The following is a 25,808-nucleotide window of genomic DNA, read 5'->3' as shown; positions in this document are numbered from 1 at the left end:
AGTGACGGTCAGGCGACTGAGCACGTGTTGCCGTTGAGGCTGTACGAGGCCGGCGCCGAGTTGTTGCCGGTGTGCGTGGCCTGGAAGCCGACGGTGATCGACGCGTTCGGCGCGATGTCGCCGTTGTACTGGACGTTCTTCGCGGTCACCTGCCCGGAACTGGGGGAGTAGGTGGCGCTCCAGCCGGACGTGATCGTCTGCCCGCCGGGCAGGGTGAAGACCAGCGACCATCCGCTGATCGGCGAGGAACCGGTGTTCGTGATGGTGATGTTCGACGTCAGGCCGTTGTTCCAGGCGCTGATCACGTTGCCCACGCGGCAGGCCGCGCCACCGGGAGGCGGGGTGGTCGTGGTCGTCGTGGTCGTCGTGGTGGTGCTCGTCGGGCCGCCGCCGCCCGCGAACTGGGTGAGGAACTTCCACGCCTCACCGGACGTCCAGGTCCGCCAGCCGTCGCCGCCCGAGTCGATCGGGCCGGGCGTGTGGCCGCCGTCGAACGCGGCCCACACCACGGGATACCCCGCCCGGCAGCCGCTGTAGTTAGTGACGATGTGCCGGCGACTGCCCGCGGCGGGCTCGGGAGCGTTCTGCGGGGTGCAGCCGTTGTTGCGCACGAACGTGTCGCGCAGGCCGCGGCCCAGTCCGATGCCGAGCACGTTGTCGCTCACACCGTGGATGCCCATGTACCCGATGGGCTGGTTGCCGCCGTCGCAACCGCTGAGCTGCGCACCCGAGTAGGCGACCACGGCGCGGAAGACGTTGGCGCGGGCGCAGGCCACCGCGTACGACATGCCGCCGCCGTAGCTGAAGCCACCGGCGAACCGCTGGGTCGTGTCGATGCACAGCCCCGAGTCGAGGAGGCTGACCAGGTCGTCCACGAACCTCAGGTCCTGGCCGCCGGGGTTGGCCCAGCCGTTGCCGTTGCCCTGCGGCGCCACGAAGATCGTGCCGTTGTTCTCGGCGTCGGCGAGCCGTCGCAACCCGTAGTAGGACCAGTTGTAGCCGTCGCTGCCACCGGAGTCGACGTCGTTCGCGGTGCCGCCCCGCCAGTGGAAGCCGACGAACAGCCGGTACTGGCGGTTGCTGTCGTAGTTGGCTGGCAGCCGCAGGATGTACGAGCGGTTCTGGCCACCGCTGTTGATCGTGTGCTGGCCACTCGTCAGCGCCGGTGGCTTGCCGCACCCCGCCGTCGCCGCGGCCGTGCCGGTCTCCCCGGCGGCCTGGCCGCCCAGCGCGATGCCCGCCGCGCCCAGGAAGGCCACGGCGCTCGCGACGGCCGCCGCGAGCACGGACCTATGCCGCGACATGGCAGAACCCCTTGTGCAGGTGGAACATCGTCGTCCCTTCGCTCGTCACGCTTGCTGGAGTTGGAACCGCTGGTTGGTGGAGCCGGTCGGACTCCACTGGGACAGCCGGGCACCGTCGGCGGCCGATGCCTCCCAGACGTCCACGGCGAGCCCGCTCTGCCGGTTGACGAGGCTGATCACGCCACCGCCGTGGTCGACCACCTGCCACTGCTGGCTCGTCGCACCGGTGTCGGGCTGCTGGGTGATGTCGGCGCCGGTGCTGGAGCTCGCGACCTGGAGCACCAGGCCGCTGTGCCGGGCCCGGACGCGGTAGTAGCCGCTGCCGGAGTCGAGGAAGTCGAACTGCTGGTTCAGCCCGCTGGTCGCGGACCACTGCTGCAGCAACGCTCCTGCCGCGGTGGACCCGCCGCTGACGTCGGCGTACTTCCCGCTGTGCCGTGCGACGAGCCGGTAGTAGACGCCTGGGCGCACCCCTGGACCGGAGACCTGACCCGTCACGCGGTAGGTGTGTCCACGTTGGACGGAGAACGTGACGACGTCCGCTTCCGGCTTGGCGTGCTCGACCACGGCACCGTTCGTCGTGTCGCGCAGCTCGAACGTGCCGGCGAAGACCCGGTTGCGGATCCTCACCGTGCCGTCCCGGTCCGGCGTCACGGACAGGGTGGTGGCACCGTCGGCCCCCCAGGTCGCGCCGACGGTGTGCCCACCACGCCCGCGCAGCCCGGCGAAGCTGCCGGCGGACCAGGCCGGTGGCAGCGCGGGCAGCACGTGCAGCTCGCCGTTGTGGCTGTGCAGCAGCATTTCCGCGACGCCGGAGGTGGCGCCGAAGTTGCCGTCGATCTGGAACGGCGGGTGCAGGTCGAACATGTTGGGCGCGAGGCGGTCGGTCGTCACCAGCGACCGGAGCAGGTCGTGAGCCCTGGCGCCCTCCTCCAGCCGGGCCCAGAAATTGATCTTCCACGCGAGCGACCACCCGGTGCCCGCGTCACCCCGCAGTTCCAGGGTGCGCAGGGCCGCGGCGTGCAACTGGGGAGTGCCGCGCTTGGTGATCTGGTTGCTCGGGTGCAGGCCGTACAGGTGCGAGACGTGCCGGTGGTTGCGCTCGGTCTCGGTCCAGTCGTACAGCCACTCCATCACGTTGCCCCGCGATCCGACCCTCGTCGGCGCCAGCCGCTGCCGCGCCGTGCGCACCTGGGTGCGGAACTCGGCGTCGACGCCGAGCACCTCGGACGCGCTCGCGCAGCCGTCGAACAGGTCGCGCAGGATCTGCATGTCCATCGTCGGCCCGGCGCAGACGCTGGCGTTCGTGTGGTGGTTGAGCTCCGGCGAGTTCGACGGGTTGGTGACGAGGTTGCCGAGGCTCGGTTCGGTGACCAGCGTGTCGAGGAAGAACTGCGCGCAGCCCTTCAGCGCCGGGTAGTACGTGCGCAGGAACTCGAGATCGCCGGTGAACAGGTAGTGGTCCCAGACGAGCGTCGAGAGCCACGCCCCGCCGGTCTGCCACATGCCCGCCGCGGCGAAGTCGACGACCGAGGAACCGCGCCAGGCGTCCGTGTTGTGGTGGGTGACCCAGCCGCGCGCGTTGTACTGCAACTGCGCGGTGCGGGCCCCGGTGACGGTCAGGTCGTTGATCATGCGGAACACCGGCTGGAGGCACTCGCCGAGGTTGGTGGTGTCCGCCGGCCAGTAGTTCATCGGCAGGTTCGCGTTGATGGTGTACTTCGAGTCCCACGACGGTGCCATCTGGTCGTTCCAGATGCCCTGCAGGTTCGCCGGTTGCGTGCCGGGGCGCGACGACGAGATCAGCAGGTAGCGGCCGTACTGGAAGAGCAGCACCGCGAACTGCGGATCGCTCGTGCTCGCGTGCCGGGAGATCCGGACGTCGGTCGGCTGGTCGGCCGCCGCCGTCCGCCCGAGGTCGAGCGACACGCGCCCGAACAACGCCTGGTAGTCCGCGACGTGCCGGGCCCGCAGGGTGTCGAAGCCGATGCCCTGCACCGCGTTCAGGCGAGCGCGGGCGATGCCCTGGTAGTCGCCGTTGACCGTGCGGAAGTCGACGTAGCCGCTGCCGATGGAGATCAGCACCGTCACCGCGTTCGCGCCGGTGACGCGCAACGTGCCGCCGGAACTGCTGACGGTGCCACCCTCGGTGACCGCCCTGGCGAGCGCGAGGAACCGGACGGTGCCCGCGATGCCGCGTTGCGTGCCGGAGATCCCGTCCAGCCCGATCGTCGTTCCGTCCACTGTGGACGTGTTCGTGCGCTGCGGCGAGCTGAACGACGCGGTGAACGAGATCGAGCCGGGCGTCTGGGCCGTCAGGCGCATCACGATCACCTGGTCCGGCGCGCTGGCGAACACTTCGCGCTGGTAGCGCACGTTGTTCGCCGTGTAGGTCACCACCGTCGTCGCAGTGGTGAGGTCGAGCGACCGCTGGTAGGACGACGCGGTCGCGGAGGGGAAAGTCAGGCGCAGGTCGCCGACCGGCTGGTAGGCCAGCTGCCCGGCGGGACTGCCGAGCATGGTCTGGTCGATCAGCGACTGCGCCTGCGTCCACTGGCCGGCGAACACGAGCCGCCGGATCTCGGCGAGGGCTCCGGCGCCGCGCGGGTTGGTGTAGTCGTGCGGCCCGCCCGCCCAGACCGTGTCCTCGTTGAGCTGAAGGCGTTCGGTGTCGGTGTTGCCGAACACCATCGCGCCGAGCCGCCCGTTGCCGATCGGAAGTGCGCGCAACCAGTCGCTCCCGGCCGGTCCGCCGTACCAGAGCGAGAGGTCGCCGGCTGCGCGCACGTCCGCGGAGGCGGGGCTCGCGATCCACCCCGCCTGCGTCAGCGCGACACCCGCGCTGAGCTTCATGAGCTGCCGGCGGTTCAGTTCGGACATGCCGGTCCTCCAGTGGTGTGCGCGGTCAGGCCACGGCGCAACGCACGCCGTTGAGCGTGAACCCGTCCGCGGGTGAGCTGTTGCCCGTGTGCGTGGCCTGGAAGCCGATCGACACCTGGGCCGAGGGCTGGATCTGCGCGTTGTAGTCCACGTTCCTGGCCGTCACCTGGCCGGTGGCGGGGGAGTAGGTCGCGCTCCAGCCACCCGTGACGGTCTGTCCGCCTGGCAGCGTGAACTGCAGCGTCCAGCCGTTCACCGGTGCCGAGGACGTGTTCGTGATGGTGATCGTCTCGGTGAGGCCGGTGTTCCAGGCGTTGACGACGGCCTTGACCGTGCAGCCCTGAGACGGCGGCGGTGTGGTCGTGGTGGTGGTTGTGGTCGTTGTGGTGGTGGTCGTCGTCGGTGGGCGGTCCAGGCCGAGGAAGGTGATGGCCTGCGCGACCATTCCCGCGGTCGGCACGTCGTGGCCGGTGCCCTGGGCGCTGATCCCCTCTACGACGGCCGGTGTGCCGGTGCCGTAACGGGTGCGGGTCCAGTTCGACTGGGGCTGGTCGGTGAACGTCGGTGTCCTGCTCACCCCGTGCAGGTTCGTCCACTGGTCGAGCGCCTCACCGAAGTTCGGGTACGCCAGCGTGGTGTCGGCGGTGCCGTGCCACAGCTGCATCCGCGGGTAGCGGCCGGTGTAGCCGGGGTACATCGCCCTCGCCTGGTCACCCCACTGCTGCGGGGTCTTCAGCAGGTTCCCGCCCGAGCACTGGCTGTTCCACATCGACCCGTCCGTCGTCGCGAAGCAGCCGGCCGGAACACCGGCGAACGCCGCCCCGGCGCTGAACACGTCCGGGTACTCGGCGGCCAGCACGTTGGTCATCATCGCGCCGGACGAGATGCCCGAGACGACGATGCGCTCCGGGTCCACGTTGTAGCGCTGGCGCGCGTACGACACCATCGACATGATTCCCGTGGAGTCGCTGCCTCCGTTGCGGCGCAACGCGTTCTGGGTCGACACGTCGAAGCAGTGCCCGTCTCGCGTCGCCTCCGGGTAGATGATCACGTACCCGTTGCGGTCCGCGGCGGTCACGTAGTCGCGCCCGCCGCCGTTGTGCACCGCGCTCGCGGAACCGGTGCAGTAGTGCACCATCACGAGCAGCGCGGGACGTTCCGCGAGCCGGTCGGGCGCGTAGACGTACATGTTCAGGCCGGTCGGGTTCGTGCCGAAGTTCGTGACGCGCACCAAGGACGCGGCCTGGGCCGGCTGGGGCACCAGTGAGAGCGCGACCGCCGCGATCAGCACCAGCACGGCCGCGATGATGCCGGCGAGACCGAGCCCGTCGAGGCCCGTCCGGCCGCTGGAGTTCACGTTGCTCATGACGAGCTCCCCCCGGTGAACTGCCACCAGTTCATGTTGAGCAGATAGCCGCTGCCACCGCTGAACCTCAGGTAGAGGTCACGTGTGCCGGTCAGCCCGTTCACCGGGCAGGAGACCGTGGTCCACGTCTGCCAGCCGCCGGTGTTGGGCACGGAGCAGGTGCCCGCGAGAGCACCGGTCGGGCTGCCGCTGCGCACCTCGACGGAGCTTCCCGCGACGGTCGACGAAACGCGGGCGGTGAACGTCGAGGCGCCGTTGCCGAACGCGACGTTCTTCACCTTGATGTTGTCACCGTTGTTGATGAAGCCGACGTTCATGCCGCCTTCGCTGGAGGGCTCGGTCTCGATGCCGTTGCCCCACGCGATGGTCTCGGCTTCCTGGCGTGCGTAGGGGTTGAGGGTGTCCGCCGCCGGTGGTCCGGCCGTCGTCATGGTGAGGGACGGGATGGTGCCGTCGGCGTTGTAGGTGAACTTCTCGACGGCGACGGAGCGGGTGAAGCCGCCACCGCCGGGCAGGGCGCCGTTGTGGTAGAAGAAGTACGAGCCGCCCTTGAAGTCGATGACGCCGGGGTGGTTGGTGAAACTGCTGCCCTGCGTGGACATCACGGTGCCGCGGTAGGTCCACGGCCCCGTCGGTCCGGGCGAGGTGGAGTAGGCGATGAACTCCGAGCAGCACTTGGCCGCGAAGACGTTGTAGTACAGGCCGTTGCGCTTGTAGACCCAGGGACCCTCCTCGTAGAGGGTGGGCCGGTTCGGGTCACCGGTGCGGGTGCCGAAACCGGCCGTGGTGAGCTGGATCCTGTTGATACCGCCGGAGTAGGAGATCATGTCGGTGTTGAGGCGGACGTAGGAGAGGTTGGGGTTGCCCCAGTACAGGTACGCCTGACCGCCGTCGTCGATCATGACCGTGGGGTCGATCTCGCCGTTCTCCACCAGGGGACGGCCGAGGGCGTCGCGGAACGGGCCGGTGGGGCTGTCGGCGACGGCGACTCCGATGGCCGGGCGTCCGGTGGCCTTCGTGACCACGGGGACGTACCAGTAGAACTTGCCGTTGCGTTCCACGGCCTGGCCCGCCCACGCGTCCTGCTTCGCCCAGCTGAACGAGGCGAGGTTCAGAGGAGAACCGTGGTCGGTCCAGTTCACCATGTCGGCCGAGGACCAGACCCGCCACTCCTTCATGGTGAACCAGGTCGAGCCGTCCTCGTCGTGCCCGGTGTAGAGGTAGACCCGTCCGTTGTGGACCAACGGTGCGGGGTCGGCGGTGTAGATGTGCTGCACGATCGGGTTGTCCGCCTTCACCGGCGAGACCACCGTCAGGATCGTGCCCACCACCAGGGCGATGCTCGCCCAAAGCCTTCTTCTCGTGACCATTGTCGTCTCCCGGGGCAGGGCCGCTCCGGCGGACGATCGCTCGTCCGCCGGAGCTTGCCGTTCGTGTGGTGCGGGAGTCAGCTCGCGGCGCAGGACGGGTTCAGTCCTGATCCGCTGCCGTTGCCCTGGAAGCCGAACTCGGTGGACTGGCCCGCGGGCACGTTGGCGTTGTAGTCCACGTTGGACCAGGTGACGCTTCCGCTGGTGCCGCTTCCGTTGGCACTCCACGAACTGGTGACCGTGCCGTTCGACAGCGTGGTGGTGACCCTCCAGCCGCGCAGGGCGCTGGAGCCGGCCGTGACCTTGATCGTCGCGACGAAACCACCGTTCCACTGGTTCAGCGACACCGACGCGATGCAGCCGCCCGGAACGGGGTCGGTGGTCGTGGTGGTGGTGGTCGTCGTCGTGGACGTCGTCGGACCGGGGCCGCCCGCGTTCAGCGCGTCGAGCACCGAGTTGTACGCGGCCTTCTTGGCGCCCGAGCTGGTGAACAGCAGCGGGTTCTCACCGGTGCGCCACGAGTCGCTGTCGCGGATGCCCCACACCGTGATGCCGGTGCAGCGGGCGACGGCCAGGCATGCCCTGGTGACCGCGCCGTAGGCGTTGGCCTGGTTGGAACCGGCGATGTCGAGCTCGGTGATCTGCACGTCGACGCCGAGGTCGGCGAAGCGCTGGATGTTCGCCTGCATGTCGGACGGGGCGTTGTTGGTCAGGTGGGCCTGCAGCCCGACGCAGTCGATCGGCACGCCGCGGGACTTGAAGTCGCGCACCATGTTGTAGATGCCGGTGGACTTCGCGTTGATGCCGTCGGTGTTGTAGTCGTTGTAGCAGAGCTTCGCGCCGGGGTCGGCCGCCCTGGCCGCGCGGAACGCGGCCTCGATCCAGTCGTTGCCGGTGCGCTGGAGGTTGGAGTCGCGCCGGCCACCGCTGCCGCCGTCGGCGAACGCCTCGTTGACGACGTCCCAGGCGTAGATCTTGCCGCGGTAGTGGGTGGCGACCTGGGTGACGTGGTTGATCGCGGCCTGCCGCAGGTCGGAACCGCTCAGGCCCTGGGCCCAGCCGGGCTGCTGCTGGTGCCACAACAACGCGTGCCCGCGCACCCGCTTGCCGTTGCTCACCGCGTGGTTGAGGATGCGGTCGCCGCCGGAGTAGTTGAACTGACCGCGGTTGGGCTCGGTCGCGTCCCACTTCATCTCGTTCTCGGCGGTGACCATGTTGAACTCGGTGTTGAGGATGTTCACGTAGGTCGAGTCACCGAGTTTTCCCGCCGCGACGGCGGTGCCGTAGTAGCGGCCCGACTGGGCCGCGGCGGCACCGAGAGTGGTCGCCGCGTTGGCCGTGGCCGTCACGATCAGAGAGGCGCCGAGTACCGCCGCCGCGACTGTCGCCACGAGAGGGATCAGTGACACTGACCTCGATGTCAGTTTCATCATTCACGCTTTCGCAAGGAACACCCCGACCGCAGGGTGGTGATGGGCAGGACGGTTGGCCGGAGCCGGTGCGCCAGGGCCGGATCCGGTGAGCGGTGAAGTGATTGACGGTGCACTTTCCCGTCGTCGCCGCTGTTGCCGTCCCCGAGTGTGGCAGCCGGGTGTTCACGCTCACAAGCAGGCGTTGTCGAATTCGACGCCAAGTTGACTCGATCGGCGTACGAATGTAGGGGAGCGCTCCCAGTGTAAACGTCAAACCGTTTGAACACGTTCATCGAACGGCATTGAAACTCCATTTTGCTAAAGTTAGCGCTAACAATTTTAGCGTTGACGGAACGGTGTTCCGAGGCTACGTTGGCCCGAACTCGTATTCGCTTTTCCGCGATGCCGGCCCGAACCGGGCCGGCGCTCGGCTGCGCGGCCGCACACCTGCGTGCCGCTTATGAGAGCGCTCTCATGCATCGCGCCCTTTCCCATCAGCAACGACGCTGCGAGGACCTGAATGACAGCAACTGTTCCGTCCCCAGGAGACACGACGGCACCGGGCAGGCGCGCGGCGGGCGCGGGCCTGCTCGCGAGCGCGCTCGTCGCCGGGGTCACCGCCCTGGTGGTCAGCGGCGGCACGACCGTCAGCGCGGCCGAGTCGGCGTTCTACGTCGACCCGTCGAGTTCGAGCGCCAAGTGGGTCGCCGCGAACCCGGGAGACTCGCGGGCCGCGGTCATCCGCGACCGCATCGCGTCGGTTCCGCAGGCGCGCTGGTACACCACGACCAACACCTCGACGGTGCGGTCGGAGATCAGCTCGTTCGTCGGCGCGGCGGCCTCCGCCGGCAAGATCCCGATCCTGGTGGTCTACAACATCCCCAACCGCGACTGTGGAGGAGCCAGCGGCGGCGGTGCCTCCTCCCACGCGGCCTACCGGGCGTGGGTGGACGAGGTGGCCGCGGGACTGGCCGGCCGTCCGGCGACGATCGTGCTCGAACCGGACGTGCTGCCGCTGATGACCACCTGCCAGAGCGCGGACCAGCAGAACCAGACCAAGGCGTCGATCGCCTACGCCGGCAAGAAGCTCAAGTCCGGCTCCGGGCAGGCGAAGGTGTACTTCGACATCGGGCACTCGGCGTGGCTGAGCCCGTCGGAGGCCGCGAACCGCCTGCGCGGCGCGGACATCTCCAACAGCGCCGACGGCATCTCGACGAACGTGTCGAACTACCGCTCCAGCTCCGACGAGGTGAACTTCGCGAAGAACGTGCTCAACGCCGTCGGCGACAGCCGCCTCAAGGCCGTGGTCGACACCAGCCGCAACGGCAACGGTCCCGCCGGCAGCGAGTGGTGCGACCCGGCGGGACGCGCGATCGGCACGCCCAGCACGACGAACACGGGCGACTCGAAGATCGAGGCGTTCCTGTGGGTCAAGCTGCCGGGTGAGTCCGACGGCTGCATCGGGCCGGCCGGTCAGTTCGTGCCGCAGCGCGCCTACGAGCTCGCGATGGCGGCGGGCCCGATCACGACGACGACCACCACGACGACGACCACGACCACCACGACGACCACCTCGGGCGGCGGCAACCCCGGCGGTGGCTGCAAGGCGACCCACCGCGTCGTCAGCCAGTGGCAGGGCGGCTACACCGGGGAGATCGTGATCGAGAACCGCGGCCAGGCGATCAACGGCTGGACGTTCTCGTTCTCCGCTCCCGGCGTGTCCGTCACGCAGGGCTGGAACGGGACGTGGACCGACACGGGCGACGAGGTCCGCGTGGCGAACACGTCCTGGAACGGTTCGCTGGGCGCCGGTGCGCAGCTGAGCATCGGGTTCAACGCGAACTACAACGGTGGCACGCCTCCGTTCTCGTCAGCGGTGCTGAACGGCGTCGCCTGCTCCTGAGGTGACGTGGACGGGTCCCCGCACCGGTCGGTGCGGGGACCCGGTGGTGTGGCTCGGAAGGCCGGCTGGGTGGTTCACGCTCAGGGGAGCGCCTCGCGGCGCCGCGACGCACCCGTCTGGCCGCGAACTCGCCCTGTGACCTTCCGAGCCACACCACTGGCTGTGCTCAGCCGCGCAGGCTCCACTGCTGGTTCGTCCCGCCGTGGCAGGCCCAGAGGTGGATCAGCGTGCCGTTCGCGGTGCCGTTGCCGCTGGCATCGAGACACAGCCCCGACTGCGCACCGGTGATGGTGCCGTCGGCGTTGACGTTCCACTGCTGGTTCACACCGCCGTGGCAGTCCCAGAGGATCGCCGCGGTGCCGTTGGCGGTTCCTCCGCCGGAGGCGTCGAGACACTTGCCCTGCACGGTGAGCTGCCTGCTCGCCGTGTGGTTCCAGCGCTGGTTCGCGCCGCCGTTGCAGTCCCAGAGCCTTGCCTGGGTGTTGTTGCTCGTGCCGGCGACGTCGAGGCAGCGGTTCGACTGACCGCCGACGACCGTGACGTTCTCCCGGCCGCCGCCCCCGGTGCCGCCCGGTCCTGCGTTGGCGATCACCGCCTGGGCGCCGGACGGCCAGTTTCCGCCTGAGACCACGACGTTGCCGTTGACCACGTTGCCGCGGTCGCCGTTGGTGACGTTGGTGCTGTTGTTGGTCGACCAGTTGCCGGTGAGGGTCCAGTTGCCCATGTTCTCGCCGCCCCAGTAGTTGGCGGTGGCCCAGGTTCCGGTGGAGGAGAAGACGTTGCCGGTCGCGCGGTAGTACTTGGAGCCCTCGTCGAAGTAGAGCCCGAACCACCCGTTGGTGCGCAGGCAGTGGTTGCCGCTGATCTCCGCGTTCGGGTTCCAGCCGAGCGTGTAGATGCAGCCGCCGTCGGTCATCTGCTGCATGACGTCGTGGACGTAGTTGTTGATGAGCTTGTTGTTCGACGCGGTGGTGGGCGTCGAGTACCGCGGCTGGTAGTTGTACAGACCGCGGTTGGCGTAGTGGTTGCTGCCGCCCGCGTCGTTGGCGCCCCAGCCGTAGCCGAGGGACAGGCCGGAGTACGGCATGTTGTAGATCTCGTTGTGGGACACGGTCGCCGTGGTGACGTAGGTGTTGAGCACCGACACGTTGCCGCGGTACTCGACGGCGAGGTCGTGGATGCGGTTGTGGCTGACCGTGATGTCCCGGTTGACCATCCGCTGGTCGCTCGGGTGGTGCGCGTCGGCGCGCACGCCGCCGACCACGACGCCGCCCGCCGAGTTGCGGGCGATCTCCGACCTGGTGATCGTGATGCCGGACGCGCCCAGCCCCACACCGCTGGCGTGCGCGTTGGCGTCGTTGCCGATGCCGATCGCGGTCTGGCCGAGGTTGACGAACTGCGAGTCGGTGAAGGTGATGCCGCTCGCCGCCGAGACCTGGACCGCCGCGGGCATCTGGGACCAGTGCGGCCGCACCGCCTCGAACTGCGCGCAACCCTGCTGGCACGAGTTGATCCGGTCGGCCGGCCAGTTCTGGTTGCCCGCCATGTAGGCGCCGGTCTGCTGGTCGGCGAACCCCTGGTTGCCGCTGGGCCCGAGCCACGAGGTACCGGTGAAGGTGATGCCGCCGAACGTGATGTCGCGCGCCGGGGCGTCGTAGGTGCCGCCGACGTTGACCAGCGACTGCAACACCGGCAGTTCCACGTTGACGTTGCTCATGTTCTGCCCGGCGAGCGGGATGTAGTAGAGCGCGCCCGCGCCGGGGTTGACGTACCACTCGCCCTGCGCGTCGAGGAACTCGTACGCGTTCGCCAGGTACAGCGGCCCTGCCCGGTGCGGCTTGCTGAGCGTGTCGTAGCCGAAGGTGTTGTTGTTCCACGCGGGTTGTTGCATCGTGAGGAAGTTCCCGGCGATGCTCTGCACCGGCGAGTAGCGGTCGGTGAACGAGTTGACGCTCTCCACCTCGACGCGGTTCTGGTTCGCCAGGTTGTTCAGGTAGTTCAGCGCGCCGTTCGAGAAGCGCATGCCGGTGTCGGTGAACGTGAAGTCGGCGCGGTTCACCTGGGTCCGCGCGCGGGTGGCGACAGCACCGTTGACGTACAGCTGGCGGCTTTCGGTACCGGCGGCGACGCTGGCCCGCCAGATGTTCTTGCCGGCGTCGGCCAGCGACCACCCGGTGACCGCCCTGGCGCCGCTGATGACGGGACGCGCCGACGGGGCCGCCTGCCAGCGCACGCGGTACCCGTTGCCGCCGGAGTCCGCCGCGGTGAGCCGGAACGGCGCGGTGAGCCGGTAGGTCCCGTCGGCCAGCTCCACCACGATGTCACCGGACATCGATGTGTTGAGGGACCGCACCGCGGCCTGCGCGCCGGTCAACGAGCACGGCGCCGCGGCGGAGCAGGCCGTGCCGGTGCCCGACGGAGAGGCGTACAGGGTCGTGGTGGCCGCGGAGGCTGGGGGAGCGAGGGCGAGGGCGGCGATCACCGCCGCCGAGGCGGCGAGTGCGATCCGCCCGCGCACAGCGGGGAACGAGGACGTGGACAAGTGACCTCCTGGTGGGTGTGGCCTGATCACCTCTCCCGCTGCGGCGGACGGGACAGCTCGTGTCCTGTGTGGACGTTCGGGTTCGTCGAGCCCGCCGGGGAACGTGCCGGCGTCGGGCGGAGGACTTCGCGGCGACGGCACCGTGGAACGGGGCGTGCGGACGGGGCCCGTGGACAGGAGGACCGGCGTCCGGGCCGGCTCAGGAACAACGCGAACGTAACTCGTATGACGTGTGACGTCAATGGTGTTACGTATACTGTCGGGTCCTGGCAACAGGTTGCGGCGCAACGGAGGCGAGATGTCGGTGACACGTCCGGAGCAGGGTGCGGCCGCGATCCCCGGATGGACGCGGAGACCGGTGAACCTGGCCGCCGCGGTCACCGCCGAGCTGGTGCAACGCGTCGTGCGCGGCACTTACGTCCCCGGAGCCACACTGCCGCCAGAGCCCGTGCTGTGCGAGACCTTCTCGGTGAGCAGGACGGTGATCCGCGAGGCGGTGAAGGTACTGCAGGAGAAGGGGTTGGTGCGGGTGCGCCAGGGCGCGGGCACCACGGTCACCCCGATGGCGCAGTGGAACATGCTCGACGAGCTGGTGCTCGCCGCCGCCGTCGACGAGGACGAGAGCCTCGCGATCCTCGACGACGTGGTGGTGACCCGCCGGTTGCTCGAGTCGGACATGGCGCGGGTCGCCGCGCGCATCGCCGACCAGGACGCCCTGGACCGGTTGCGCGCGTTGGTGGACCGGATGGACGGGCTCGTCGGCGACACCGCCACCTACGAGGAGCACGACCGCCTGTTCCACGACACGATCATGCAGGCCTCGGGGAACCGCATCGCCCGTGGCGTGGTGCGCTCGCTGGAGAGGCAGGTGCTGGGCAGCGCCGGCTACCACGGCCGCAGCGGCCGGGACATGTGCACGGCGTCCAACCAGGGACACCGCCGCATCTGCGAACGCATCGCCGCCCGCGACGAGGCCGGTGCCGCCCAGGCCATGTTCACCCACATCACCGAGGCCTGGCTCGTGCGCCGCGGAGAGGCGGGGGACCCCGGCCGCCTGAAGCGGTAGACCGCTCGTCGCGCGACGGCCCCTCCGCCAGGGCCGTTAGGCGGAAGGCGTGTGACCACAACCATTTCGTGGAACATCCGACTGGAACGCGGTCGGGCCCGTACAGCACGGGAGGCGGAGCTGCGGTGGGACGAACTCGCGTGACCCTGGCCGACGTCGCGGCGGCGAGCGGGGTGTCGGTGACGACGGCGTCGCTCGTGCTGACCGGACGCGCCCGCGAACTGCGCATCTCCGAGGACGCCGAGCAGAGGGTCCGTTCCACGGCCAGGGAGCTGGGCTACCGGCGCGCCGCCCTGGTGGGCGGGCCCCGTCCGGGACCGTCGCGGACGATCGGGTTCGTGCTCGACACCGTCACCTCCTCCGGACTGGCGGGCGAGGTGGTGAAGGGCGCGGTGGAAGCCGCCTATCGGCACGGGTTCATGCTGTTCGCCGGGGAGACCGGCGGGGACGTCGGACTCGAGCGGTCGCTGGTCGAGGCGATGCGCGACCGGCGTGCGGACGGCATCGTCTACGCCACCACGCACACGAGGGCCATCGCGGTGCCGGAAGGCCTGCACCGCGGGCCTGCCGTGCTGCTCAACGCCACCGCCGGGGCCCGTTCGAGCATTCCGTCGGTCGTGTCCGACGAGGTGCAGGGCGGTCGTTCGGCGGCACATGTCCTCGTCGAGGCCGGGCACCGCCACGGTGTGCACCTGATCGGCGCGGGACCGGGTCCCTACGACGTCCCGCCCCACAGCATCGCGGCCGTGCAGCGCCTCATCGGGATGCGCGAGGTGTTCGCGGCCGCGGGCATCGAGGTGGTCAGCGCGCACCGCTGCCCCACGTGGACGCCGGAGGACGGGTACGACGCGACCAGGGAACTGTTGCGGCACCACCTGCCCAGGGCGCTGGTCTGCTTCGACGACCGCCTGGCTTTCGGGGCCTACCAGGCACTCGGGGAAGCAGGGCTCTCGGTGCCGGGCGACGTCTCCGTGCTGGGATTCGACGACCACCCCGTCGCCTCGTGGATGCGGCCCAGGCTGACCACCATCGCCCTGCCCCACCACGAGCTCGGCGTGCAGGCGGTCGAGGTCCTGGTCGGGATGCTCACACGGCGGGGGCGCGGCGTCCGGCCCCCACTGGTCCACCGGGTGCCGATGCCGGTGCGCGAGGGCGGCTCGGTCGCGCCGCCGCAGCGGTGAGCGCGTTGTTCGCGTTAACAGCACGAAGGTGGCTGGTTGCGGTTTAAACGCTTGCACGCGTCTTTTTGCTAAAAGTTAGCGCTCACATTTAGCTTTGACCCGGCGTGACGGGGTCTTCTACATTGCTGGAAGCCGCCCCGCCGCTGACCGCTCGTCGAAAGGCTCATCATGCCGAGCCCGCTCAAAGCGCTGTGCGGTGCGTTGATCGCCACTCTGCTGGCCGCGTCGCCCGCCCTCGCCGATCAGTCCACTGTGGACCCTCAGGCCGTCACCGCCGACCCGGTGCGGGTGATGCCGCTGGGCGACTCCATCACCCAAGGCGGCTCCATCGGTGGCTACCGCCTCGACCTCGGCACGAAGCTGCGTGCCGCCGGACGCACCGTCGACTTCGTGGGCTCGCTCGCGGACGGGCCGGGCTCCATGCCCGACCGCAACCACGAGGGGCACCCCGGCTGGACCATCGCGCAGGTCGACGCGAACGTCGTGAACTGGCTGAGGACCTACACCCCGCGCACGATCCTGCTGCACATCGGCACCAACGACATGTACGGCAGCGACCCGGCTGGCGCACCCCGCCGGCTCTCCGCGCTGGTGGACAAGATCACCGCTCAGGCGCCGAACGCCGAGGTGTTCGTCTCGACCATCATCCCGATCCGGTTCGCCGACGCCACCGTACGCGGCTACAACGCCGCCATCGTCCCGCTGCTGCGCGCGAAAGCCGCGGCGGGCAAGCGGGTGCACGTGGTCGACATGTACCCGGCGGTGCCCATCTCCGACCTGCCCGACGGCATCCACCCGAACGCCGCCGGCTACAGCAAGATGGCGGCCGTCTGGTTCGCCGCGCTGTCCTCGGTTCCCGGCAGCATCGGTGATCCTCCCTCGCCCGGCGGCACCTGCACCGCCACGTCGAGCGTCACGGGCCACTGGAACGGCGGTTTCCAGGCCGAGGTCACCGTCGCGAACCCCACCGCGTCCGCCCTCTCCGGCTGGACCGTCAAGTTCACGCTTCCCAACGGGCACACCGTGTCGCAGATCTGGGGTGGTGTCGCCAGCGGTTCGGTCACGGTCACCAACGCCCCGTACAACGGCTCGATCAACCCCGGCGCCTCGACGACGTTCGGCTTCCTGGCGTCCGGTTCCGGTGTGGCGGCGGTCGGAACCGCCACCTGCGCCAGCGCGTGATCCCTGCTTCTCCGCTCCCTCCGACGACGAAGGGTGATCATGTTCTTCGCACGATTGTTCACATCACGACGAGCCCGGCTCACGGCCGTCGCCGCCGTGCCGCTCATCGCGGTGTCCGCGCTCGCCGCGGTGGCGGTGCCTCCCGCCTCCGCCGCGCCGGGCTGTTCGGTGACCTACTCCGCACCGTCGCAATGGGACGGTGGCTTCACCGCGAACGTCAGCGTCACCAACCTCGGTGACGCCGTCAACGGCTGGACGCTCACGTGGAGCTTCTCCGCCGGCCAGCAGGTGAAGCAGGCCTGGAACGCCGAGGCGACCCAGTCGGGCACCGAGGTGACCGTGCGCAACGTCTCGTACAACGCGACGATCCCCACCGGGGGCAAGGTCGAGTTCGGGTTCAACGGTTCCTCCACCGGTTCGACGAACCCGAACCCCACGGCGTTCACGCTCAACGGAACCCTGTGCACCGGCGACGTCGGCCCCACCACCACGACGACGACCACCACGACCACGACGGGCAACCCGCCGGTGGGCAGCCTGCCGTCGAGCTTCCGCTGGAACTCGAGCGGCGCGCTGATCAGCCCGAAGCCGGACGCCACGCACGCGAACGTCGCGGTGAAGGACCCGAGCGTCGTGTACTACAACGGCAAGTACCACGTCTTCGCGTCCACCTACACCAACGGCTACAACCTGATGTACACCAGTTTCAGCGACTGGTCCCAGGCGTCGTCGGCACCGCACTACTACCTCGACCGCTCCGGCGTCGGTGCCGGGTACCGGGCCGCGCCGCAGGTGTTCTACTTCGCGCCGCAACGCCTCTGGTACCTCGTCTACCAGACCGGGTCCAACGCGTCGTACTCCACGACCACGGACATCTCCAACCCGGCCTCGTGGTCCACGCCGAAGAACTTCTACGCCAACGGAATGCCGCAGATCATCCGCGACAACATCGGCAACGGCTACTGGGTCGACTTCTGGATGGTGTGCGACACCGGGAAGTGCTACCTGTTCTCCTCCGACGACAACGGCCACCTCTACCGGTCGGAGACCAGTCTCGCGCAGTTCCCGAACGGCTTCACCAACACGGTGATCGCCCTGCAGGACAGCAACCGCAACAGGTTGTTCGAGGCGTCGAACGTCTACAAGATCGCCGGGAAGAACCAGTGGTTCCTGGTGCACGAGGCGATCGGCTCGGACGGCCGCCGCTGGTTCCGCTCCTGGACCGCTCCCTCGATCGCCGGTCCGTGGACGGGGCTGGCCGAGAGCGAGTCGAACCCGTTCGCCCGCGCGAACAACGTGACGTTCCCAGGTGGACAGTGGACGCGCGACATCAGTCACGGCGAGATGGTGCGCACGAACGTCGACCAGACGATGGAGATCAGCCCCTGCAAGCTCAGCTATCTCTACCAGGGCATGGATCCCAACGCCGGGGGTGACTACAACCGGCTGCCCTGGCGGCTCGGCCTGCTGACCCAGACCAACTCGACCTGCTGAGTGCGGGACCGACGCCGCCGGGCACGCGCACCGGCGGCGTCCCCCTGCGAGAAAGGGGCAACGATGCCCTCCTGGTCCAGGAAACTCACGCGTCTCGCCGCCGTCCTGCTGGCGGCGATGGCGACCGTCACCGCGAACCCCGCCGCCGCGCCCGCCGCTCCCGGCAGCCCGGCGCTGACCCCGCCGCTCGGCTGGAACAGCTGGAACAGCTTCGGCTGCGGCATCACTGAGGGCCAGGTCCGCCAGGCCGCCGACGCGATGGTGTCGTCGGGCATGCGCGACGCCGGCTACCAGTACGTCGTCGTGGACGACTGCTGGTTCGACCCGCAGCGCGACTCCTCCGGCAACCTGCGCGCGCACCCGTCGAAGTTCCCGAGCGGGATGAAGGCGCTGGGCGACTACATCCACGGCCGCGGCCTGAAGTTCGGCATCTACCAGGCGCCGAACGAGAAGACGTGCGCGCAGGGCACCGGCGCCCACCCCGGTTCGACCGGCAGCAAAGGGCACGAGGCCCAGGACGCGCGGAGCTTCGCGTCGTGGGGCGTCGACTACCTGAAGTACGACTGGTGCTCGGGCGCCGGCACCCGCGACGAGCAGATCGCCCGGTTCACGATCATGCGCGACGCCCTGCGCGCCACCGGCCGCCCGATCGTCTACAGCATCAACTCCAACAGCTTCCACGCTCCCACCGGCGACAGGTACGACTGGAGCGAGGTCGCCGACCTGTGGCGCACCACCGAGGACCTGCTGGACATCTGGCAGAACGGCAACACCAACAGCTACCCGATGGGCGTGGGCAACGTCGTCGACATCACCGCCCCGCTCGCCGTGCAGGCCGGTCCCGGCCACTGGAACGACCCGGACATGCTCGTCGTCGGACGGCCCGGCCTGACGCTCACCGAGTCGCGGTCGCACTTCACGCTGTGGTCGCTGATGGCGGCGCCCCTCATGGCGGGCAACGACATCCGCACCATGTCCGCCGACGTCAGCGCCGTCCTGCGCAACCAGCGCCTGATCGCCGTGAACCAGGACGGTCTTGGCGCGGGCGGGCGGCGAGTGCGTGACGACGGCGCCACCGAGGTGTTCGCCAAGCCGCTCGCGGACGGCTCGGTCGCCGTCGGCCTGTTCAACCGGGGTGGCGGCACGGCGACCATCGCCACCACGGCTGCCCAGATCGGCCTGTCCGGCAGCGGTTTCACGCTGACCGACCTCTGGACCGGTGGCACGTCCAGCACGTCGGGTGCGATCTCCGCGACCGTTGCGGCACACGGCGTCACCGCGTTCCGGGTGACCGGCGGCAGCCCGCTGGAGAACACCACCTCGCGGCTGCGCGGAGCCGGGTCGAACCGCTGCCTGGACGTCGAGAACGGCTCCACGGCGGCCGGGGCCGCGGTCGTGATCCAGGACTGCCTCACGCCGGCCTCCCAGCGGTGGACCTCCTGGACCAACGGCGAGGTCCGCGTGTTCGGCGACAAGTGCCTCGACGCCTACGACCAGGGCACCGCCACCGGCACGAGGGTCATCGTCTGGCAGTGCAACGGCCAGGCGAACCAGCGCTGGACGCTGGGCTCCGACGGGACGCTGCGCAACACGAACGCCGGTCTGTGCCTCGACGTCGAACGGGCCGCGACCGCCAACGGCTCGAAGCTGGTGCTGTGGACCTGCAACGGCCAGACCAACCAGAGGTGGTCACGATCATGAGATGGGCTCCCGTCGCGGCGGCGGTGTCCGCCCTCACGCTGGTGGCTGCCGGACTGGCCGCGAGCACGACCGCACAGGCCGCTCCCGGCTGTTCGGTCACCTACACCAAGACCTCCGAGTGGCAGGGCGGCTTCGGCGCGTCCGTGTCCATCACGAACACCGGTGACGCGATCACCGGCTGGACGCTCGAGTGGGCGTACGCCTCCGGTCAGCAGGTCGGGCAGCACTGGAACGCGGTGATCACGCAGAGCGGCGGCGAGGTCAGCGCGCGCAACGCCTCCTACAACGGATCCGTGCCCTCCGGCGGCAAGGTGGAGTTCGGGTTCAACGCCACGTCCGGCTCCGCCAACCCCGACCCGGTGTCGTTCCGTCTCAACGGAACCACCTGCAACGGCGGTACGGATCCGACCATCACCACCACGACAACAACGACCACGACGACGTCGACACCCCGGCCGGCGTCGTTCACCAACCCGGTGCTGTGGCAGGACTTCGCGGACATCGACATCATCCGAGTGGGCGACGCGTACTACTACTCGGCGTCGACCATGCACTACTCGCCGGGCGCGCCGATCCTGCGTTCCTACGACCTGGTGAACTGGGAGTTCGCCGGGCACTCCGTGCCACGCCTGGACTTCGGCTCCAAGTACGACCTCAACGGCGGCAGGGGGTACGTGCGGGGGATCTGGGCTTCGTTCCTCAACCACCGCAAGAGCAACAACACCTTCTACTGGGGCGGGTGCGTCGACTTCGCCCAGACCCACATCTACACCGCCACGGCCGTGGACGGGCAGTGGTCGAAGCTGTCCACGATCAACAAGTGCTACTACGACGCGGGCATGCTGGTCGACGACAACGACACGATGTACGTCGCGTACGGCAACACCACGATCAGCGTCGCGCAGCTCTCAGCGGACGGGAAGTCGGAAGTCCGTTCGCAGCAGGTCTTCCAGACGCCGTCCAACATCGGCACCTTGGAAGGCGCGCGGTTCTACAAGCGCAACGGCAGCTACTACATCTGGCTGACCAGGCCCGCGAACGGCCAGTACGTGCTCAAGTCGTCGAGCCCGTGGGGCCCCTACACCGTCCAGCAGGTGCTGCTGAACATGCCCACGCCGATCCAGGGCGGGGGAGTGCCGCACCAGGGCGGCATGGTGCAGACGCAGAACGGCGACTGGTACTACATGGCCTTCGTGGACGCCTACCCCGGCGGCCGCGTGCCGGTGCTCGCGCCGATCACCTGGACCTCCGACGGCTGGCCGCGCATCACCACCGTCAACGGCGGCTGGGGCGCGAACTACCCCATGCCCAACCTGCCCGCGCCACCACGCCAGGTCAAACCCATGACCGGGGTGGACACCTTCGAGGGCACGAAACTCGGGCCGCAATGGGAGTGGAACCACAACCCGGACACCACGAAGTACAGCGTCGACAACGGTCTGCGGCTGTCCACCGCGACCGTCACCAACGACCTGTACAACGCCCGCAACACCCTCACCCACCGAATACAGGGCCCGACCTCCACGGCCACCGTCACACTCGACCTCGCGTCGATGCGCGACGGTGACCGCACCGGACTCGCGATGCTGCGCGACTCCTCGGCGTGGATCGGGGTCAAGCGCGACAGCGGCCGCAACCGCGTGGTCATGGTCAACGGCCTCACCATGGACAGCAACTGGAACACCACCGGCACCGGCACCGAGGTCGCGAGCGCGAACCTCACCGGCACCCGGATCTGGTTGCGCGCCAACGCCGACATCCGTCCCGGCAGTGGACGGCAGGCCCGGTTCTCCTACAGCACCGACGGCGTGAACTTCACGTCACTCGGCAGCGGCTTCACGCTGAAGAGCGACTGGCAGTTCTTCATGGGTTACCGGTTCGGCATCTTCAACCACGCCACGCAGGCGCTCGGCGGCTCGGTGGGGGTGCAGCGCTTCGAGCTGACCACTCCCTGACAGGTCAGAGGTAGCAGCAGAACAGCACGCCGAGCATCACACCGGTCACGGCGGCGACGAGAACCGTCGCCGCCGTGACCACGAGGTGACGCCGCCGCACGGCCCGGACGAGCCGGGGCAGGACGGCGGCGGGCACCTCAGGGCCGGTCTCCAGCGACTGCACCGCCCACGCCTCCGGCACGCGCGACAGCAGGCCCGTCATCCCGGCGAGCCCGCAGACCTCGCGCTCGCACGAGGCGCACTGCGCGAGGTGCTGCTCGTAGGCCAGCCGGTCCGCGGTCGACAGCGAGCCCAGGACGTAGGCGCCGTCCCACTCCCGGAACGGATCCGGTGTGTTCACCGCCCCGTGACCCCGTTCTCCTGCAGGGCGAGTCTCAACGCCCGCAGGCCGTAGTGCAGCCGAGACTTCACCGTGCCCTGCGGTACTTCCAGCGCGTCGGCGAGTTCGGCGATGGACTCGCCGCGGTAGTAGGCCCGCACGATCACCAGCCGGTGCTCGGGTTTGAGCGTGGACAGCGCGTCGGCGACGAGCCAGGCGTCGAGCGTGGAGTCGGTGTGGTCGGCCCGCGACCGTTCGGGCGGACTCTCCGACTCCACCTCCCACCGGGCACGGGCGCTGCGGCGTTCGTCGATGGCGTAGTTGCGCGCCACCGCGTAGAGCCACGCCTTGGACGCCGACGAACCCTGCTCCAGCACCTCGGGATGCCGCCAGGCGCGCAGCAGCGCCTCCTGGACGATGTCCTCGGCGAGTTGCTCGTCCCCGGTCAGCCGCAGGGCGTAGCGCCACAGGGCGGCGGCGTGGCCGTCGTGCAGCGCGCGCAACAGGGCGATGTGGTCGTCGTTGATGACGCACCCCGCCTAGGCGCGGAACGCCGGGGAGCGTTTGCCGAGGAACGCCGCTGTGCCCTCACGCATGTCGTCCGTGGTGAAGGCGTGCCGGAACGCCTCGAGTTCGACGTGCAGCCCCGGTCCGACGGGCAGACCGTCCGCGGCGTTGATCACCGACTTGCACGCGGCGACCGCGGTGGGCGAGTTGGCGGCGATGTCGGCGAGGACGAGCCGTGCGGCGGCGAACATCTCCTCGCGGGTGTCGAACACCTGGTTCACCAGCCCGGTGCGGTGCGCCTCCGCCGCGTCCACCCGCCGGCCGGAGTAGATCATCTCGCGGGCCCGCGCCACCCCGACCCGCCGGAACAGCCTGACGCAGCCCCCGAAACCGGGGATCAGGCCGAGAAGCACCTCCGGTTGCCCGAACACGGCCTTGCGGGTGGCGTAGACGAAGTCGCACGCCAGCGCCATCTCGCAGCCGCCGCCGAGCGCGTAGCCGTCGACGCAGGCCACCACGGGGACGGGGAGCCGTTCGAGCAGGCACGTCACCTCCTGGCCCAGCGCGCCGAACGCCTCGCCCTCCTCGGGCGTCATGGCCGCCATCTCGCGGATGTCGGCGCCGGCGATGAACGCGGGTCCCTCCGATCCCGTGAGCAGGACCGCGCGGGGCCCGGAGAGGGTCGACAGCAGGTGGCGCAGTTCGGTGAGAGTCCGCTGGGACAGGGCGTTGCGGGCGTGCGGCCGGTGCACGGTCACCGTCAGCACGCCGCCCTGCTCGTCGAGCACGAGGTCCTGATAGTCCACAGTGGTCTCCTCACGAGTCCCAGATGGCGCCGTAGGCGGGGATTCCCCTGGCCTCCAGCTCTTCGACGACGTGCCAGGTGGTCTGTTTGTTGGAGATGCAGATGACCGCCTCCGCGTCGAACCGGCGGCAGGCGTCGTGCGCGAGCGCGACGAGATCAGGCTTGCCCTGACCGGCGGTGTCCCAGACGACGGCGTCCGGTTGCGCGTCGAGGATCTCGTCGACCAGTGCGTCCCCGTAGGTGCGGCGCGGGTCGCGGGTCGACCACACCAGCGTGGCCGGCGCGGTGCGGGCGAGCAGGTGCGGCAGGCAGGGGCCGATGCCGCTGCCGGTGGCGACCCACACCACCCGGCGGAACAGCTTGTCGATGTTGCCGACGCCCGCGGTCGGGATCCCCTTCACCCACAGGTGGCTCGGCTGGTCGGCGATGAGCTTCGCCGTCCAGTCGCCCGCGCGGGAGATGGTGAGCCGGAAGCCGGAACGCCCAGGGGCGGGCACGTTCGCGAACGAGTGCCATTCGAGCAACGGGTTGCGGCTCACCGCTGTCGAGGAGCCCGCGAACGGTGTGACGCCGTGGTCGAACGAGACGAGCGCGACGTGCGGTGACGGGCTGACGATCCGCACCGGAACGCGCCGCAGCCGAAGCCACGGCAGCGCCACGCTGACCACCACGAGGGCGAGCGGCCAGAGGAACACCGGGTTGGAGACCGCGGCCAGCGCGCCGAACAGCACGAGCACGGTCCAGCCGCCGAACCGGTGCGACCGTTCGAAGAGGTCGTGGTGGCGGGCGCGGAACCGGGGGAGCGCGAGCACGGTCATCGCGACGAGCAGGGTGAAGATCGTCCAGCTCAACGCGATCGGCAGCGCGCCGCGCGTGATGACGGCGAGCGGGACGAACCAGGCCACGGCACAGACAGCGCCGCCGACGTGCAGGCCACCGAAGTGGTAGACCTTGCCCAGCGTCCACCGCACCCGCAACGGCCAGTGCGCCGGCGCACTGGTGGCCAGCCGGAACAGCAGGTTGATCACCAGCTGCTGCCGGATCAACGCCGCGAGCGCCACGTTGACGACCACGAGCGTGGTCAGCACGTCCTGATCGCCCCACCATTCGCCGGCTGCGGCGAAGACGAGGTTCGCGAGGACGACGGTCGCCGCGAGCCGGTTGTGGTGGGTGAACGGGCGCCGGCGCAGGACCGCGCGCAGGGATCGCTCGGCCGGTGGAAGAACCAGATCGTGCACCGTCATGCCACGGGCTCCCGCCGCAGTCCGTCCACACGTGACAGAAGCGCGCGCCGGTCGACCTTGCCGCGGTCAGTCGTCGGCAGCGTGTCGACCGGGACGATCAGCGTCGGCACGCAGTAGTACGGCAGCCGTTGCGAGACCGCCCGTCGCGCCCGTTCCGGCGTCGCGGTGCCGGGACTGATGAACCCGACGAGCTTGCCGTCGTGCACCACCGTCGTCGCGCGGTCGCAGTCCTCGGCACGCTCCAGCGCCGCGGTGACCGCGTCCAGCTCGACCCGGAACCCGCGCACCTTGACCTGGTCGTCGGTGCGGCCGCGGTGCTCCAGCCGGCCCTCGCGCGTCCACCTGCCGAGGTCGCGCGTCCGGAACATCAGGTGGTCGCCGCCGAGGAACGGATCGGGGCGGTACCGCTCCGCCGTGAGGTCGAGGTCGCCCAGATAACCCGCCGTCACGCACGCCCCGCCGGCCCACATCTCACCGACCGCGCCGATGGGGCACGGCCGCAGGTCGTCGTCGAGCACGTACACGGTCGTGTTCGGCACGGGCCTGCCGATGGTGAGCTGCCCGGAGCCCGGTTCGTAGCGCTGCACCGTGTTGACGATGGTGACCTCGGTGGGACCGCAGGCGTTGTGGAACGCCACGCGGCCCGCCCACACGTCCGCGAGGGCCTGCGGGCAGCGCTCGCCGGCGACCGCGACCGTGCGCACTCGTTGGCACGCGGCGGGATCCAGCGTCGCCAGCACGCTGGGCGTGGCGATCACGACGTCGACCGTGCTCGCCGTCCGCCCGAGGTCGTCGCCGCGGATCACCAGCGTGCCGCCGTTCGCGAGCGTGCCGAGGATCTCCCACATCGCCATGTCGAACGCGATGTTGAGCAGCTGCGACACCCTGATCCCCGGTGCGACGCCCAGGGAGCCGGGCGCGGTGAGCAGGACGTTGCACAGGTTGGCGTGGGAGACCCGCACCCCGTTGGGCCGCCCGGTGGTGCCGGACGTGAAGATGACGGCGGCGATGTCCGACTCCGCGGTGATGGTGCGGCGGAACGCGCCGGCCGCGGGCAGCGTGTCGATCGTGATGATCGTGGCGAGGTGAGGGGGCAGGGAGGCCGCGTCCGCGGTCGTGGTGAGCACCACGTTCACCCGTGCGACCCGGACGATGTGCCGCAGATGGGCCTCGGGGGTGATGCGCACGTCCTGCGGCACGTAGGCCGCACCGGCCTTGAGCACCGCGAGAACGCCCACCACCATGGAGATCGACCGCGTCAGGAACAGTCCCACGTGGTCGCCGGGGCGCACGCCGCCGCGGACCAGGATCTCGGCCAGCGTCGAGGCCCTGGCGTCGAGCTCCCCGTAGGTCAGGGACTCACCGAGGTGTTCCACCGCGGTCAGGTGCGGGCGACGTGTCGCGTGCGTCTCGAAGGCGTGGTGGACGTGGTCGGACGGAGGGATCCGGACTGGACCGGCGCCGAACGCCTGGAACAGTTCGCGGTCGGCGGGGGACAGATCGCACAGGGCGGATTCCTGGAACAGGGCTGTCACGACGGGTGCCCTTTCGTGAGCGGTGCGTGGGCAACCGCTTGA

18 protein-coding genes are annotated in these 25,808 nt (G+C 69.6%); 7 read left to right on the top strand and 11 right to left on the bottom strand.

The window, feature by feature from the left end:
* Positions 1-8: 8 nt before the first annotated feature.
* The 5 genes from ACIRG5_RS03170 to ACIRG5_RS03150 form a co-directional block, all read right to left on the bottom strand.
* Positions 9-1,304 (bottom strand): cellulose binding domain-containing protein, encoded by a 1,296-nt coding sequence (locus ACIRG5_RS03170; protein WP_402899321.1) that lies wholly within the window; start codon positions 1,302-1,304, stop codon positions 9-11.
* 45 nt (positions 1,305-1,349) lie between these two features.
* Positions 1,350-4,184, bottom strand: coding sequence for a glycosyl hydrolase family 95 catalytic domain-containing protein (locus tag ACIRG5_RS03165; RefSeq protein WP_402899318.1), 2,835 nt, complete (start codon positions 4,182-4,184; stop codon positions 1,350-1,352).
* A 25-nt stretch (positions 4,185-4,209) separates the two neighbouring features.
* On the bottom strand, positions 4,210-5,550 hold the full coding sequence (locus tag ACIRG5_RS03160) for a PHB depolymerase family esterase (protein WP_402899315.1): 1,341 nt from the start codon (positions 5,548-5,550) through the stop codon (positions 4,210-4,212).
* On the bottom strand, positions 5,547-6,920 hold the full coding sequence (locus ACIRG5_RS03155) for a glycoside hydrolase family 43 protein (RefSeq protein ID WP_402899312.1): 1,374 nt from the start codon (positions 6,918-6,920) through the stop codon (positions 5,547-5,549). Before ACIRG5_RS03155 ends, ACIRG5_RS03160 begins: the two co-directional genes overlap by 4 nt.
* A gap of 77 nt (positions 6,921-6,997) precedes the next feature.
* The gene (locus tag ACIRG5_RS03150; RefSeq protein WP_402899309.1) at positions 6,998-8,350 is read right to left on the bottom strand and encodes an endo-1,4-beta-xylanase; all 1,353 of its coding nucleotides are present in this window, start codon (positions 8,348-8,350) and stop codon (positions 6,998-7,000) included.
* A 502-nt stretch (positions 8,351-8,852) separates the two neighbouring features.
* On the opposite strand from ACIRG5_RS03150, the gene ACIRG5_RS03145 reads away from it, so the two are divergent.
* Complete coding sequence (locus ACIRG5_RS03145; RefSeq protein ID WP_402899306.1) at positions 8,853-10,235, top strand: glycoside hydrolase family 6 protein; 1,383 nt, start codon at positions 8,853-8,855, stop codon at positions 10,233-10,235.
* Between the two features lie 166 nt (positions 10,236-10,401).
* On the opposite strand, the gene ACIRG5_RS03140 is transcribed toward ACIRG5_RS03145, so the two are convergent.
* Complete coding sequence (locus ACIRG5_RS03140) at positions 10,402-12,777, bottom strand: RICIN domain-containing protein (RefSeq protein WP_402899303.1); 2,376 nt, start codon at positions 12,775-12,777, stop codon at positions 10,402-10,404.
* Positions 12,778-13,075: 298 nt separating this feature from the next.
* Here ACIRG5_RS03140 and ACIRG5_RS03135 point away from each other — a divergent pair, with 298 nt between their 5' ends.
* From ACIRG5_RS03135 to ACIRG5_RS03110, 6 genes are all read left to right on the top strand, one after another.
* On the top strand, positions 13,076-13,843 hold the full coding sequence (locus ACIRG5_RS03135) for a FadR/GntR family transcriptional regulator (RefSeq protein WP_402899300.1): 768 nt from the start codon (positions 13,076-13,078) through the stop codon (positions 13,841-13,843).
* A 125-nt stretch (positions 13,844-13,968) separates the two neighbouring features.
* Positions 13,969-15,024: a LacI family DNA-binding transcriptional regulator gene (locus ACIRG5_RS03130; protein WP_402899297.1), complete on the top strand. Its 1,056-nt coding sequence runs from the start codon at positions 13,969-13,971 to the stop codon at positions 15,022-15,024.
* Between the two features lie 168 nt (positions 15,025-15,192).
* A complete protein-coding gene (locus ACIRG5_RS03125; protein WP_402899294.1) occupies positions 15,193-16,206 on the top strand; it encodes a cellulose binding domain-containing protein in 1,014 nt (337 codons plus the stop codon).
* Positions 16,207-16,245: 39 nt separating this feature from the next.
* Positions 16,246-17,700: a non-reducing end alpha-L-arabinofuranosidase family hydrolase gene (locus ACIRG5_RS03120; protein ID WP_402899291.1), complete on the top strand. Its 1,455-nt coding sequence runs from the start codon at positions 16,246-16,248 to the stop codon at positions 17,698-17,700.
* 63 nt (positions 17,701-17,763) lie between these two features.
* On the top strand, positions 17,764-19,401 hold the full coding sequence (locus tag ACIRG5_RS03115) for a glycoside hydrolase family 27 protein (protein ID WP_402899288.1): 1,638 nt from the start codon (positions 17,764-17,766) through the stop codon (positions 19,399-19,401).
* The gene (locus ACIRG5_RS03110) at positions 19,398-21,356 is read left to right on the top strand and encodes a family 43 glycosylhydrolase (protein WP_402899285.1); all 1,959 of its coding nucleotides are present in this window, start codon (positions 19,398-19,400) and stop codon (positions 21,354-21,356) included. The genes ACIRG5_RS03115 and ACIRG5_RS03110 overlap by 4 nt, the downstream gene beginning before the upstream one ends.
* 4 nt (positions 21,357-21,360) lie before the next feature.
* Here ACIRG5_RS03110 and ACIRG5_RS03105 read toward each other — a convergent pair whose 3' ends face one another.
* The 5 genes from ACIRG5_RS03105 to ACIRG5_RS03085 are packed head-to-tail and all read right to left on the bottom strand — an operon-like array spanning position 21,361 to position 25,766.
* Positions 21,361-21,696: an anti-sigma factor family protein gene (locus ACIRG5_RS03105; protein WP_402899282.1), complete on the bottom strand. Its 336-nt coding sequence runs from the start codon at positions 21,694-21,696 to the stop codon at positions 21,361-21,363.
* A complete protein-coding gene (locus ACIRG5_RS03100) occupies positions 21,693-22,202 on the bottom strand; it encodes a sigma-70 family RNA polymerase sigma factor (RefSeq protein WP_402900876.1) in 510 nt (169 codons plus the stop codon). Before ACIRG5_RS03100 ends, ACIRG5_RS03105 begins: the two co-directional genes overlap by 4 nt.
* 12 nt (positions 22,203-22,214) lie before the next feature.
* Entirely contained in the window at positions 22,215-22,988 is a 774-nt protein-coding gene (locus tag ACIRG5_RS03095) for an enoyl-CoA hydratase/isomerase family protein (protein ID WP_402899279.1), read from the bottom strand.
* Between the two features lie 10 nt (positions 22,989-22,998).
* The gene (locus tag ACIRG5_RS03090) at positions 22,999-24,231 is read right to left on the bottom strand and encodes a hypothetical protein (protein ID WP_402899276.1); all 1,233 of its coding nucleotides are present in this window, start codon (positions 24,229-24,231) and stop codon (positions 22,999-23,001) included.
* Entirely contained in the window at positions 24,228-25,766 is a 1,539-nt protein-coding gene (locus tag ACIRG5_RS03085) for an amino acid adenylation domain-containing protein (RefSeq protein ID WP_402899273.1), read from the bottom strand. The genes ACIRG5_RS03090 and ACIRG5_RS03085 overlap by 4 nt, the downstream gene beginning before the upstream one ends.
* Positions 25,767-25,808: the final 42 nt, after the last annotated feature.

Origin of the sequence: Lentzea sp. NPDC102401 (assembly GCF_044765805.1) — a bacterium.
In the GTDB taxonomy this organism is placed as follows: domain Bacteria; phylum Actinomycetota; class Actinomycetes; order Mycobacteriales; family Pseudonocardiaceae; genus Lentzea; species Lentzea sokolovensis.
The sequence above is the reverse complement of the archived record's forward strand: the minus strand, read 5'-3'. Positions and strand labels throughout refer to the sequence as shown.